Consider the following 12,927-nt stretch of genomic DNA (forward strand, 5'->3'; position numbering starts at 1 on the left):
ATACATGCGTTGGACCTCTCTGGCCAGTATCAGGTTCCGAGTGCATCCAGGCGACCTCGACAAACTCGTCATCTCGCTAAATGGCAAACCCGTCGCGCTCGGTGTAGTAGTCGAAGCCCTGCAGCGGCAGCCCCCTAGTGGGCTCGCTCCTCCTGGAACATAGCCTCGACCTGGCGCTTGGCACTGCCGTGGATGCGGGGAGCCGCCCATTTGGTTTCCCACTGTTCCAAGTGGACGTTCTGCTCCGCGAAGGTCTCGAAGCGGCGGCCTTTGAGCGCGGTGCTTTGAGTGTGTTGGATCGCGTTCTCGACCGTGCCCTTTCGGTTGGGGTCACACACCCTTGCAGGGTCGGCGACGACGCCGTAGTAGGCCAGCACGTCCCTGTCGACGGGGTTCAGTTCCGGTTCGTACAGGTCGGGCTTGATGACGCCTTCCTTGTGGTTGTCGAGCACGACATAGGCCGTGGTCCCGCCGAAGTACCTGAAGGTCTGCTCGTGCAGCTGGGCACAGGTCTCCTTCTGGTGCGCAGCGGTCGTGTTCCAACTACGGGAACGAGACCGCACCCGGACCGTGGAGGCGCGCTCAACCTGAGCTCTTGAGGTAGGCGCTCTGCACATACATGATCAGTACCGGCAACTCGCCAGGTGGTTGGGTACTTGGCTTGCAAATGTCGAAATATGCCTGGTAGTGGGCTTGGCCAGGTGCATCGGCCGAGTCCCACACCATGTTATACGTGGCTTTCAAGAGACTATGGCTCCGAGACCGAAACGGTCATCTCAATCTCAACTAGACGAACTAACTCAGACGGTGAACACTCGAGCGCCTCAGCAACCTTAAAGAGGACCTTTAGCGCAGGCTGGTTCTGGCCACGCTCAATCAAGCTGACGTAGTTGCGCTCGATCCCAGCGGCAAACGCTAGTTGTTCCTGAGTCAAGCCCCGAGCCTTCCTCAAGTTGCGCAGTACTCGACCGAATGAAACCTGCGGATCCAATGATTCTCCCAATATATTGGGAGAGATGGTCTCGCTCGGGTATCATTATGTCTTCACAATATATTGTGAATTTTTCGAGGGGATCTATGGAAATGCGCGATTTGATGGGTTACCTAGTGATTTATGGCGGAGGCGGTGCCTTCGTCGGCTGGTTGATATGGAGACTAGTTCAAAGTGAAATGAGACGAAGGCGGAACTATGTGGAGCTACTGAAGTCCGGGTTCAACGAGAGCTACGCTCTTCATGGCACAGCGATATTTGCCTTCGACATTGGTGAACGCGAGCTCGCGGTGGTTTACAGCAATCGCGTGTTTAGATATGATTTTGACAAGATTAATTCATGGAACCACGAGTGGGATGTCCGCAACGGAAGCTGCGTAAACCACCGATTTGTCATAAATGTGTTGGATGCGGATCAGCCAAGGCATGTGACGAAAACATCAAGTTCTCAATGCACTACTTGGTATGCGAGGATGAGCGCCTTGCTTGCGTATTAGCTGCCTCTTGGTCGCGACACATCGGCAGGGTGTACATGAGGTGCGACGCCGCGGTTTGGAATTGAGGTCCACGCTGGTTAACCACGGCAACGAACAGCTCTCGGCCCATTGTGCAGCCGAGCTGTTCTGGGGAATGTTCATTGAGCCGCTTCAAGGAGGAGGACAGTGTCGCGGCTGGCTGTAATCGTTGCTCAGTTAGATAATGCTCTTTCGAGTCAGTGAAACAGTTCAAACAGAGCCTTTCGCGATATTGCCATAGTTTTCGGGGCACCGAGCCAGGAGGAATAATGCCAGCGCTTCTTATTTGTGGTGACCCACATGGCCAGTTTGACGGAATCGTGGCCGCGGCCCGAGCGGTTCGCCCGGCCGCTGTGCTCCTGCTGGGGGATATGGAAGCCGCGCGGCCCTTGGACGAGGAGCTGAGCGGCTTACCGCACGCAACGACACTGCTGTGGATCCCTGGCAATCACGACACCGAGGACTGCCGGTTCTACGACAACTTGTTCGGATCCGGGCTTGCCGTCGGCAACATTCATGGTCGTATCGCGACAGTTGCCGGACTGCGCATTGCCGGCTTGGGCGGCGTGTTTCGGTCCAGGGTGTGGGACGGTAAATCTTTGCCACGTTTTCTGGCACCTGCTGATTATCTAAAGGTGTGCGGCAAAGGAAACAGATGGCGCCAAGGCCTGCCAATGCGGCATCGCTCCTCGCTTTTTTCCAGTGATTTCCAAACCTTTGCAGGTCAGACGGCTGACGTTTTGATCACACATGAGGCACCGGATATGCATGAATACGGCTTCAAGCCGATCACCATGCTGGCACAAGACCTGCAGGTCACCGCGGCCTTTCACGGCCACCATCACCAGGACATCGCGTATCCCGGGGACGTCTGGCACGGCGTGGCCATGCGACAGATCGTCCTCTATGAATGGGACTGACCTTTGAGAATGCATTCTGAAAACTCAGCACGAGCTGATGTTATGTCATCGGTGCGTGCAGGTGTCAGAATCCCAAGTAGCTCAGAGTACGGCTTTCCATACGACTTCTTCAAAACGTGCGCTTCCCGCCGTCCACCTTACCGAGATCCTTTTTACGATCCAGCCTGCGGCTTGCGTAGGGGGGGGGGCTGAGCAAGCCAGCAGCAGAACAGGCAGGATTCGCATCGTAACCAGTCGCAAAGGAAGGAAAAAATATCTTATTCTTTTCTTATTAATAAGTAAGCATTGTTGCGTCTTCTTTATTATATTTTTTACACGTTAATAAAAATTATTGAATTTGTGGTAGTGATCGATGATTGGCTACCGGTTACAGCGCACTGCGCTAGAGAACGCGGTCGCACATGAAATTTATGTGGTCGCGGACTAGCCGGCGCGATGAACAATCGGAGCTGCCAGGGGGGGGCACGCCAACGGCGCTGTAGGTGTAAAAAATCATTTGCGGAGCATCATTTTTCATGAAGGTTGGCACGACTGCGGTATTGGTCCTGACGATGTATATTGGTATGAGGTAACGAAGGCTGGTGAAGATGACTGGGTTCAAGCCTGTCATGCATTGGGGATGGGGGATACGCCCATGAATCCAGATCCAGAGTCCGATGGGCGTTAGCAGCTCTCTCTTGTCTTTAGCCAAACTAAGCGTTCGACTGTTTGAAAATTTTCCACTGTGAGGAAGAAATGCGTCTGCTGGTTTTATCGGATCTCCACCTTGAAGTTTGGCGAGAGTTTGCCCCTAAGTTCAATACATCAGCTAGCAGACCCGATATCGTTGTGTTGGCTGGGGATATCCATACGAACGCGCGCGCGCCTGGTTGGGCAGCGTCAGCCTTTCCAGAAATTCCAGTGGTCTACGTTTCCGGCAACCATGAGTTTTACGGCGGTACGCTCGATCAGACGAACCTCGCCATTCATGACGAATGCGCAAAGTTCGAGAACGTCCACTACCTCGACTGCGGAGAATTCGTCTTTGACGGGGTGCGTTTTCTAGGCGCAACACTTTGGACCGACTTCTCATTGTTCGGATCCGAAAATAGAAGTAGCGCTATGGTCGATGCTCACAATGTAATGAACGACTATAAGCGCATCCGCCTAGCGTCCGCAGGCTACCGGAAGCTGCGGCCCACCGATACAACGAGGCTGCATGCTGAGCACAAGGTATGGCTTGCAAGGAAGCTCGACGAGCCTTTTGCAGGCCCGACCGTTGTCGTTACTCACATGGCTCCTTCTCGTCAGTCTGTGGCGCCAGAATATGCTTCAGATCCCGTTGCAGCGGCATTCGCATCCCGTCTTGATGACCTGGTCAGCAAGGCAAACATCTGGATTCATGGGCATACGCACACGAGCTTTGACTACCTTATTGGCCACTGCAGAGTTGTCGCTAATCCTTTGGGATATATGGAGAAGGGAGGCAATGCTGAAAACGCTTCCTTCGGAGCGAATCTGATTATAGAGTTGGATAGCAAGTAGTAGCAGGGACTCACGGGATAGGAGCGGCAGATCGGAATTTTGTTGCTTTTGGGAATTATTTGGCTTTATTTGACTTCCAATAAAAACGAATAGAGGCTGTGCTAGCAGCATCGCGCAGGTGAGCGCTTCACCTACGCAGTGATGGCACAGCATCTGTTCCGTGCCCATAATCCGCCGCATCCATCCAGAAGCGTCAGTTCCATATGTATTTCACGATCTGGCGCATGGCCACGCCGCGCCAGACATCGCCGGGATAAACAATATCCTGATGGTGGTGGCCATGAAACGCCGCCGTCACCCCCAGGTCGTGCGCCAATTTCGTGATCGGCGCAAAGCCATCATCATGCATGTCCGGTGCCTCATGGGTGATTAGCACGTAGGCCACTTGTCCGCTAAAGACCTAGAAGGGGGGGGCACACAGGATTTGGAAAAAATCGGGCGCTAAGGCAATTCACTCCTTGTTGCGGAACCCCAACGGTCGAAATTGTCCATTGTCGCTCTTCCGATTCTGACGCCAGACGTAATCCCCGGTCAGATTGATGTGTTCCCAGCCCAAGGGCGGAAGCCGCTCGTCAGCATGGCGCGACCGTTTGCCGCGCACGGCCGCCTTCGGGCGCGAAGGCCTGGATGCGCGTGCGCGTGCGTCCCCAGCGCGACGCGCTTGTGTTGTTCAATTACAAACGCCTATACTGGCCACATGCTGAGAATCCGCGATACCCAAATGGCAGTTTTCCGCAGCCACACCTACCGCACGTGGGCTGAGCGCATGCTGGGCGAGGTGCTTGCCTGCTGGCCGCGCCTAGCCGCGCTACCGGCCGACACGGTACTCGACAGGCTGGTGCGCTGCGCAGCGGCTGCCGACTTGCTCGGACTGACATCGAGCGCCGCGTGGCTGCGCTACGCCAACGTCGCGCTGGCCTTGGGCGACGATTTCGCCCGGCAACCGGAAGCGGCGCTCATCCTCGGCAGCGGTTTGCGCGTGGACCGGCGGCTCGACCAACTGGTGGCCTGGGCCGGTGCCAAGCTACGGGAGCGCTGACGTGGCGGCGCCCGGATGGACGGTCGAGCTTGAAGCGTTCGCGCCGCGTCCCGCTCCCCTGCCGTCAGAAGTGGCGCGCTCGTTCGCCCGACTCGACGCCGTGGCCCGCGGCGCACGCGCGAGCTTCTCCATCGCCACCGTGCAAGATTGCCCGCTGCCCTTCCTCGACGTGCAGATCCGCGACGACGAGGGCGCCGCGCTTGCCGGTGTCGCCGTCACCTTGGACTTCCCCGCCGGCGCGGGACGCCGCGCGCCGACCGACGCGAGCGGCCTGGCGCACTTCCCCGGTGTCGATGTGGACGCCACGACGCTCGACGTGGAGCTGCATCGCGACTGGCCGCCCGACGCGCAACGGCCAAGTTACCGGGCGCGGGTGCGCGCGAAGCAAACCGCGCCGGCCGACGCTGTGCCACCGGCGCCGGTCGCGGCGGCGCCCTTCCTGTACGCGCTGCCCCGCTTCGAGACCGACGAGGTCGATGATGACGCCTCCGCGACGGACTGGCCGCCTGCCACCCTGCCTGACGCGGACTGAGCGGCTCAGGGGCCGACGTCGAGGGTGAAGCTTACCGGCAGGTGGTCGCTGACACCGTCGTTTTTCAAGTATTTCCTGACGATTCCTTTGATCGGCGATGGCTTGCGCGCTACGGCCTGCGCCTTCGCGGCCGCATAGCCGGGGTCCTCCGCCACGAGATTGACCGTCGTCGTCGCCGGCACTGCGGCGAATCCGATCGTCAGCAGATGGTCGAACGCGTGCTTACCGATTTGATCGAGGGTGATATCGTTCGCGGCGTTCCCTTTCAGGTGGGCATAGCATTTCTTTTGGGCGCCATCGGATCGAACACAACTGGAACGTCGGTTGGCGTTGCGTGACTGGTAATGGAGGTGCGTGAGCCCGTTCAACGCGCCAAGTTCCCCCGCATCGTGCGCGCCGCAATCCTGAAGTGCGTGCGTGCAAATGTTGAAGTCGCCGCACACCGCGACGGCGATGCCCCCGCGCTGCGTCGTGATCTCACGGATAGTCGCCAAATTGGCTACGCAATTGACGTTCTGCGGCGCCCTGGCCTGCGGCGGCGCGTGCACGGCCAGCACTTTGAAACCGCGGCGCGCGTCGATGAGCTGTATCGTCACCTGATGCGCGGCGGCGGTCGTCGGCGTGCCGCTAACGACGCCCGCCGCCGACAACGACAAGCCTGCGGGCAGCGGGCCGCACGCTTGCAACGCCCGGTCGGCGTCGCTCATCGCCGCGATCACGCAATGGTAGGGCGCGTTGAGCAGGGCCCGCGGAAGCGCGGCCCCCGTCGCGAACCCGAGCGTGGGTTGCGCGATCAGCACATTGCAATTGAGTACCCGATCGACCCCGTTTCCTACGCCGTCGGTGATCCTGACGTCGAGCACGCAGAGCCCGGCCGCCGTTGGCGTCCCATGCAGCCGGCCCAGGACCGGATCGAATGCCAGCCCGGGCGGCAAGGCGGTGCCGGGGTTCGCGTTCCACGTGTACGGGGCGGTGCCGCCATGGCCCTGCAGGTGGAACTCGTAGGCGACGTTGACCGCGCCGTCGGGAAGGGCGTCGCTGAAGACCTCGAGCGCAACGCCCGCGCCTGCCACGACGGCAACCGTGCAGTTCTGGTTGACATGCGCGGCCACGCGCAACTGAACCCAGATGTCGCCACTGGCCGCCGCCACCGTAGGCGTGCCGGAGACGAGTCCATCGGCGCCGACGCTTATGCCGGCGGGCGGCGGGCGGGTGATCAGCTTTTGCGAGCGCACCATCGAGCGCGGCCCGTCGCCGCCACGCGCGCCGATCCGGACGTGGTACGGCGCGTTTTGCAGCGCGCGCGGCAATGCCGGCGCAGTGTCGAAGCCGAGCGCCGCCTGCGCCGCCAAGATCTGAACATTGAACACGCTGTTGGCGACGAGTGGATTCGGCACGGTGCTGTCGGTCAGCTCGACGTCGAGCGTGCCGGCCCCGGCCGCGGCCGGCACGCCCGCCAGGCGCGCGGTGGCCGCGTCGAAGGCCAGTCCCGCCGGCAGCGCCGTGCCTGGCAAGCGGGCGCGCCAGGTGTAGGGGGGCACCCCGCCGTCTGCCTGCAACTGCACCTCGAACAACTGCTGCGCACTGCCAACCGGGATCAAGTCCGTGACGATGGTCGGGTTGCCGCCGACCACGGGCGCGACCACCTCCAGCGTGAACTTGGCGACCGCGGTGTCAGGCGCGGTCAGGCCGAACAGCGTTGGCCGCCGGCCGAAGAAGTCGATTTCGGCGTCTAGCGCGTCGCGAAATTGCACCTGCGGCCAGGCCACCGTCGCCGCCGCCCATGGCAGCGCGTGCCCGCCTGGATTGGTTGTGACGTCCACGGCGATCGCCATCATCTCCGGCCCTGCCACCACGCCGCCGTCGAGGTGATCGGGACCGGCGCAATCGACGACGTCGGAATGGTAGAACAAGGCCGTCATGTCCGATTCGGGCCAATCGGCATTCAGCCGCAGGGGGACCACCTTCCAACGCATGTCCTTGGCAGCGAGCGCGAAGTAAAGCGCCAGCACCCCGTCCAGGCCCGCCCCGGCGGTAACGTTGTCCTCGAAGGCGAAGTCTTGCGACCTGGAGAAGGGCTCGACAATAATGAACAAGTCGAGCTGGCGCGCGTCCCCCGTATAAATCTGCGACAGGATCGCGGCGTTGTGGTCCTTAAATTGCTTGCCGCTGAAGTCCTTGATGTTCCAGCATATGGCGCGTACGGTGTTGGGCATGCTAATCCTTGGGGTATGGGCGGGCCTCGAGCGACAGGCTGAGCTGGTCCGCCACCAGCCTGGCCACGGCGCGCTCCTGGTCGCCGAGCCCCGCGCCGCCGCGCAGCGCGATGCCGAGGGTGGCGGCCAGTGCGCGCAAGCGCTCGCCGCTCGCCAGGAACACGATGAACTGCCTGAACGTGGGCGCACTCAGCATCCCATACAACACGTCCTTGATCAGATATGTTCTCCGCGTTTGCGGGTGGACATAGCCTACCGTCGCGCGCGTGGACCGCGCCGTGGCGTGCGTGTGCGGATCGCTGTAGGGAAACCCCACGCGCCATTTGAAAACCGGGGCCTGGACGATGAAGGTAGCGCCGATATCGCCCGATATCCTCATGCTCGGGCACTCCAACTCCAGATAGCAGCTCGCGACGACGCCTGTGCCAAGGTCGCGGTGATGCTCGAAGCGCTTCAGGCGGCACGGCGTCGTCGCGGGAAGCGGAAGATCCGCGCGCCACGCGTCGCCGCCCATCAGATCATCCCAGGCTTGCAGCGGCATCTCCTCGCATTCGCGGCGCAGGCTTGACGCGACGAGCAGCTGGTCGCCGGCCACCAGCGGCGCGCTCATCGCCACGGTCGCCTCGCCCACCGCCAGCGTGCCGCGCAGCTGCACACGCGCCTCCCAATACGCGTCGTCCTCGTCCTCGCCGTCGCTTCCTTTGGCGCGGATCTCCAGATACCCGCGTGACAGGTGCAAACCCTCGGAATCGAACGAAAACAGCGGGGCGCTATGCAGGTAGGTGGGGGCGGCCGGGTCCTCCGGCAGCACGCCGAAAAAGATCAGCGGCGTCGCCCCTGTCGACATCAGCGCTCTCACGCCCACCGGCGGCACGGCCTCGCACAGCACGTTGATCCCCGGCCGGATCCGCACACGAACGCCATTGAGCGTGATCCTGGTCTTCGCAGTCGAGGCGACGATGCGCTGACCGCTGAGCTCAAGCAGGTCGAGCGACGGGCAATATGGGTATTTGAAGAGCTCCGAGAGGAAGTCCTTGCACGACTCCTCGAAGTCGTAGAAACGGACCAGCAGCGCGTACCCGGTCGCGCTACGCCACGCCTTGCCCATGATGCGCGGCCCATCGGTCAACCGCCCCTTGAACCGCACCTCGGCCAAGTCGGCCGCTTCATGCTCCACCAGGTGGGACGAGCGCTGCCCGCTGCCATTCCGGCTGTCGAGGAAAGTACCGAACTGGCCCAGGGCGCCCCCTTCGACTTCCATGTGCCCGTCCGACCTCTCTGGGGACGCGCCAAGGTCGGTCCCCCAGCCGTTCGATTGGTCGGGATCGACCATGCCCGCCGCAGTCTCTGGATACGCGTGCACATGCGGCAGCGGGCCGGTTTCGGGCTCGATCGTCGAGACCTCGGTCAAGACGAATTCGTCGTCGAACCATCCCCCCTTGGCCGGCAGCTTCACCGCGAGGCGCTTCTCGACCACCCCGAGCACATACGGGCGGTCCCCATTCAACGCCAGCAGCAACTCTTGGTGCAATTCGCGAAGCACTGTGGACATGGGAGCCTAACGTAACTCGCGCCCACTGGAGTGTGCTGCTGGCGCCAGCTCTAATATTATCACTTCGACACTTTTGAGGGCAAGGCGCCGCGTGATCGACACGCCAGCGTGCCGGCTGGACTACCTGTAGCGGCTCGCATTTCAAGCCGACCGTGCTCGCATTTGACGCCGATTTCGGCTCAAATTAACTGCAAATGAAAGTGGCCCCATGCTCACGCTATTTGCAAATTAGCCTTAAAGTTCAAGAGACAGGCTCGCTGATCGGCGTTCGCGATGAAGTTGGGGCAATGTGCATCTGGGAAATCGTGCACGTCCATGTCCATTCCTTAGGCTCTAGCGCTTGGGCGTTGAAAGGATGGCTCAAAAAAGAACAAAAGGTAGGGACATAATTTGCGTATTGTCAATGCGCCGCCTGCGGTTGCTGCTAACCTTCTCGAAGGAGCGAAACGCAATGAACAAGACCAGCCACATAGAGTTCGATGTCGCCGCTGTTTTCGGGCGTGCTGTCATCGCGGCGATACGCGCCGCGCTAACCCGCACCCACGGTAGCGCTTTTGCTGATGCATTTGTTGCGGACCATATAGCAGCAATTCATCGGGCCACCAAGGCGCGTTTAAATGGCCGCATGGACGATCAAGTGCGCATGGAACTTCGGGAGCTGCAGCGAATGAACCACGGCCCGGCGTCATATGACTGACCCGAACACAAGCGGGGCGGCTAAACATGTCGGGGCGCGCCGGGCTGCCATCTACGTGAGAATGTCCAGCCGCCCCCAGGACCACTCCATTCAGCATCAATGCGACCGGCTGAATGAGTATGCCCAGAAGCACAACATCGAGATCGTCATGATGTACGCCGATGCGGGAAAAAGTGGCTTGCGCATCAATGGCCGCGACGGCTTGCTGGGGTTGATGGCGGACGTGCAAGCGGGAGCGCCGGGATTTGAACTGGTTCTGGTCTACGATGTCAGCCGCTGGGGCCGTTTTCAGGATGTGGACGAAAGCGCCCACTACGAATTCGTGTGCCGGCGGGCGGGCGTGCAGGTCGTGTACTGCGCCGAACAGTTTGAAAACGACGGCTCGGCCATGTCGTCGTTGCTGAAAGGCGTGAAGCGTACCATGGCGGCAGAGTACAGCCGCGAGCTGTCAGCAAAGGTGTCTGCCGCGCAATGTAAGTTCGCCGGGATGGGTTTCAAGATGGGCGCCTCGCCCGGATACGGCTTGCGGCGTATGTCGTTCGACTCCACCGGGAAGCGCCGACGGATGTTACAGCCAGGCGAGCGGAAAGCAGCCCTGACAGACCGTGTACGCTTGTGCTGGGGGCCTGAGGTCGAGGTGGCGGTAGTCCGCCGCATCTACGACATGTACCTTCACAAGCATTACGGGGATACCAAGATCGCCGAGATTTTGAATCTGGAAGGCATACCCGCCGAGCGGGGGCGATCATGGACTGCGTTCAAAGTCAAGAATGTCCTGATCGGCGAGAAGTACATGGGCCACGCCGTATTCAACAAGCGGACCGCGAAACTCAAGACCCCGGTTGTATTCAACGAGCCCGTGGCGGTGGTGCGGGTCGATGGGGCGCTGGCACCGATCATTTCCGCTGACCTATTTGAGCAGGCCCGGCTAGAACGCCAAGCGCGTTTGGTTCCGTGGCAGAAGGAAGAAATTCTTATGCTGCTGCGCAGGCTGCATGGCAGGTGCGGCAAGGTGGATGCAAAGCTGATCGCTGCCGAACCCGGCTATCCCGCGCCGCGCTACATAAAGGAGGCCTTCGGCACCATGGCGGACGCCTACCTTCTAGCGGGGCTGCCGATTACCAAGACGCTGACGTATGCCAGAACCACTCGCGCGGTGCGCCATACCCTGCACTCGACCATTTCGGCGGCGAAGATGCTGATTGAGCAGGCCGGGGCAACACATGCGCCAGGGGCAACGAAATGGTGCTTGCTGATAAATGACCTGGTCATCCTCAAGGTCGTGGTTTCAAGGAGTCGCCACGATCAGCATGGTCGCGTTCGATGGCGGATACCAATACACACTGCGCCAATTCCTGACTTCGTGCTGTGTGTGCAGATGGATAGCGCAAACGTCGCGGTGTCGGCCTACTTTCTTGTTCCGGTGGCCGACTTCAACGAGGGCCACATCATTCTGCGTGCGGAACGCCCAGAGGAGCGGGAGCAATACCGATATTCAAGCCTTGGGGACATCTTCGGTAAATACTGTTGACGCTTGCGCTGATATTGACCGGCGCAGAATAACCAATCCCATCTGCTCTGGAACTTCAAGACCTTGCAACTAGCCGCGAGGCCGGGGCTGCTCGGAAGGCTAAATTTTCACTCTGCAGCTTGGCAATGATCAGTCGCAGGCGAGATCGCGGAGTGTCTCGAGAAAACGCTGGCGCCACGGCGGGCAGGGGAAGTCCTGAGCTTGATCCCGACTAAGGTGAAGTCTAATGCATCTGGAAGGTAAGGCGTGACGGGCTGGTCAATGAGCACAAGCATCTCACTGAGCGGACCTTGTAGGGATTGGATGCCAACTGGGCCTGCGTCAGCGCTACGCTGCCGCTGCTGGCCTGCGGCCTGATGAAGCGGCCACGCTCCAGGCGCTTGGCCAGCAAGCAAAGCCGTTGCCGGTCCACACAGCAGCTTGCTCAAGGCGCCGCGCTGGCCACGGAATGCAACCACGTGGCTACTGAACGGATCTTCCTCCAATGCGATTTTCACTTTCGCTGCCAAGCCGTTGAAACCGCTGCGCATGTCGGTGATGCCTGCTGCCAGCCAAACTTTCGTACATGCCGGCAGGCCGATCATCGCAGCACGCGCTCCAGCACTTGTGCCAGTGCTGTGGCATTGGCTTGGCCTTCGATACCCAGCCGTAGACGCCCAATCTCAAGTGTGATGGTTCCGACAGGGGCAGATTCAGCCTCATCTGCCTCTGATTGTTGCTGACTAGTTAGCTTTTTCGCGCTCTGATGGCATGGAGCTTTTTGCGGCGGACATTGTGCAGACGGAACATGTCACCCAGACTACTAATTCCTTTCCCAGTTAGTCCTAGCGTTGGCACCTCACTCCAGCGGTCCAGAAGGGCCTCATGAGGAAGCTTCAAACCTATCGCTCGAAAGCACCAGGTCATGATCCGTTCAACATCTTCGAAGTCCTTGTCGGACATCGCGACCAAGTGAGGCCAGAGCGAACAAAGTCCATAGGTCCAACTCTTCATTGGGGGCAGCGTAATCTGGCCGCAACGAAAAGCCCTCCGCAACGCAGCGAACGCTGGTGATTTAAAAAAGCAGAATTCCGAATACTCGCTTTGCGAATAGGACCCATAGCGTCCGAAGGTTTTTGGGGCAAAAGGAATTCCGAAGTGGTACGACAGCGCCTGCGCATCCTCATCGGAAAAGAATTCCAATGTGTGTGCTCGATAATGGCCATAACGGGTCACTACCCACCCAACCATCGGGTAGTCCCTATGACCATCACGCATGTTGGCCGCCTTGACGAAAACTTGGAATAGTCCTAGGGAAACGCTGAATTATTCCTCAACGGTTGTGCCTGCCGTGATCTGAACCTGAGACAATGTGACACCGCCTACTGCTGCCCATCCGATCATGCAACGAAGCTTTTCCGACCTTGAGTA

12 protein-coding genes and 1 pseudogene are annotated in these 12,927 nt (G+C 59.9%); 6 read left to right on the forward strand and 7 right to left on the reverse strand.

Annotated elements, in window-relative coordinates; genetic code table 11:
• Window positions 1–97: 97 nt before the first annotated feature.
• Both AC56DV_RS00615 and AC56DV_RS00620 read right to left on the reverse strand, forming a co-directional pair.
• A pseudogene (locus tag AC56DV_RS00615) lies at window positions 98–518 on the reverse strand (IS21 family transposase); the annotation flags it as partial.
• Between the two features lie 230 nt (window positions 519–748).
• Window positions 749–1,003 carry a helix-turn-helix domain-containing protein gene (locus tag AC56DV_RS00620; protein WP_496312381.1) on the reverse strand — a complete coding sequence of 85 codons (255 nt, stop codon included), beginning with the start codon at window positions 1,001–1,003 and terminating at the stop codon, window positions 749–751.
• 772 nt (window positions 1,004–1,775) lie between these two features.
• Here AC56DV_RS00620 and AC56DV_RS00625 point away from each other — a divergent pair.
• A complete protein-coding gene (locus AC56DV_RS00625; RefSeq protein ID WP_496312382.1) occupies window positions 1,776–2,426 on the forward strand; it encodes a metallophosphoesterase family protein in 651 nt (216 codons plus the stop codon).
• A gap of 735 nt (window positions 2,427–3,161) precedes the next feature.
• Complete coding sequence (locus AC56DV_RS00630) at window positions 3,162–3,950, forward strand: metallophosphoesterase (RefSeq protein WP_496312383.1); 789 nt, start codon at window positions 3,162–3,164, stop codon at window positions 3,948–3,950.
• Between the two features lie 193 nt (window positions 3,951–4,143).
• Here the strand turns inward: AC56DV_RS00630 and AC56DV_RS00635 are convergent, their stop codons facing one another.
• Window positions 4,144–4,299: a hypothetical protein gene (locus AC56DV_RS00635; RefSeq protein WP_496312384.1), complete on the reverse strand. Its 156-nt coding sequence runs from the start codon at window positions 4,297–4,299 to the stop codon at window positions 4,144–4,146.
• A gap of 372 nt (window positions 4,300–4,671) precedes the next feature.
• Between AC56DV_RS00635 and AC56DV_RS00640 the strand changes: the two genes are divergently transcribed.
• The gene (locus AC56DV_RS00640) at window positions 4,672–4,989 is read left to right on the forward strand and encodes a hypothetical protein (RefSeq protein WP_496312385.1); all 318 of its coding nucleotides are present in this window, start codon (window positions 4,672–4,674) and stop codon (window positions 4,987–4,989) included.
• Between the two features lies 1 nt (window position 4,990).
• The gene (locus tag AC56DV_RS00645) at window positions 4,991–5,521 is read left to right on the forward strand and encodes a carboxypeptidase-like regulatory domain-containing protein (RefSeq protein ID WP_496312386.1); all 531 of its coding nucleotides are present in this window, start codon (window positions 4,991–4,993) and stop codon (window positions 5,519–5,521) included.
• Between the two features lie 5 nt (window positions 5,522–5,526).
• Here AC56DV_RS00645 and AC56DV_RS00650 read toward each other — a convergent pair whose 3' ends face one another.
• Window positions 5,527–7,737 (reverse strand): Ig domain-containing protein, encoded by a 2,211-nt coding sequence (locus AC56DV_RS00650; protein ID WP_496312387.1) that lies wholly within the window; start codon window positions 7,735–7,737, stop codon window positions 5,527–5,529.
• Between the two features lies 1 nt (window position 7,738).
• A complete protein-coding gene (locus AC56DV_RS00655; protein WP_496312388.1) occupies window positions 7,739–9,289 on the reverse strand; it encodes a hypothetical protein in 1,551 nt (516 codons plus the stop codon).
• A 451-nt stretch (window positions 9,290–9,740) separates the two neighbouring features.
• Here AC56DV_RS00655 and AC56DV_RS00660 point away from each other — a divergent pair, with 451 nt between their 5' ends.
• Window positions 9,741–9,986, forward strand: coding sequence for a hypothetical protein (locus AC56DV_RS00660; RefSeq protein ID WP_496312389.1), 246 nt, complete (start codon window positions 9,741–9,743; stop codon window positions 9,984–9,986).
• The gene (locus tag AC56DV_RS00665) at window positions 9,979–11,517 is read left to right on the forward strand and encodes a recombinase family protein (protein WP_496312390.1); all 1,539 of its coding nucleotides are present in this window, start codon (window positions 9,979–9,981) and stop codon (window positions 11,515–11,517) included. Before AC56DV_RS00660 ends, AC56DV_RS00665 begins: the two co-directional genes overlap by 8 nt.
• A gap of 107 nt (window positions 11,518–11,624) precedes the next feature.
• Here the strand turns inward: AC56DV_RS00665 and tnpB are convergent, their stop codons facing one another.
• Both tnpB and AC56DV_RS00675 read right to left on the reverse strand, forming a co-directional pair.
• Window positions 11,625–12,101 carry an IS66 family insertion sequence element accessory protein TnpB gene (tnpB, locus tag AC56DV_RS00670; protein WP_496312391.1) on the reverse strand — a complete coding sequence of 159 codons (477 nt, stop codon included), beginning with the start codon at window positions 12,099–12,101 and terminating at the stop codon, window positions 11,625–11,627.
• Between the two features lie 142 nt (window positions 12,102–12,243).
• A complete protein-coding gene (locus tag AC56DV_RS00675; protein ID WP_496312392.1) occupies window positions 12,244–12,774 on the reverse strand; it encodes a hypothetical protein in 531 nt (176 codons plus the stop codon).
• Between the last annotated feature and the right edge of the window lie 153 nt (window positions 12,775–12,927).

Source organism: Massilia sp. BGA-UO-ETr-WB1, from assembly GCF_059567845.1.

What these genes read in the sequence shown, in the direction of transcription:
- AC56DV_RS00625 (WP_496312382.1), top strand. Translation starts at nt 1,776, where the DNA reads ATGCCAGCGCTTCTTATTTGTGGTGACCCACATGGCCAGTTTGACGGA.
- AC56DV_RS00630 (WP_496312383.1), top strand. Translation starts at nt 3,162, where the DNA reads ATGCGTCTGCTGGTTTTATCGGATCTCCACCTTGAAGTTTGGCGAGAG.
- AC56DV_RS00635 (WP_496312384.1), bottom strand. Translation starts at nt 4,299, where the DNA reads ATGCATGATGATGGCTTTGCGCCGATCACGAAATTGGCGCACGACCTG.
- AC56DV_RS00640 (WP_496312385.1), top strand. Translation starts at nt 4,672, where the DNA reads ATGGCAGTTTTCCGCAGCCACACCTACCGCACGTGGGCTGAGCGCATG.
- AC56DV_RS00650 (WP_496312387.1), bottom strand. Translation starts at nt 7,737, where the DNA reads ATGCCCAACACCGTACGCGCCATATGCTGGAACATCAAGGACTTCAGC.
- AC56DV_RS00655 (WP_496312388.1), bottom strand. Translation starts at nt 9,289, where the DNA reads ATGTCCACAGTGCTTCGCGAATTGCACCAAGAGTTGCTGCTGGCGTTG.
- AC56DV_RS00660 (WP_496312389.1), top strand. Translation starts at nt 9,741, where the DNA reads ATGAACAAGACCAGCCACATAGAGTTCGATGTCGCCGCTGTTTTCGGG.
- AC56DV_RS00665 (WP_496312390.1), top strand. Translation starts at nt 9,979, where the DNA reads ATGACTGACCCGAACACAAGCGGGGCGGCTAAACATGTCGGGGCGCGC.
- tnpB (WP_496312391.1), bottom strand. Translation starts at nt 12,101, where the DNA reads ATGATCGGCCTGCCGGCATGTACGAAAGTTTGGCTGGCAGCAGGCATC.
- AC56DV_RS00675 (WP_496312392.1), bottom strand. Translation starts at nt 12,774, where the DNA reads ATGCGTGATGGTCATAGGGACTACCCGATGGTTGGGTGGGTAGTGACC.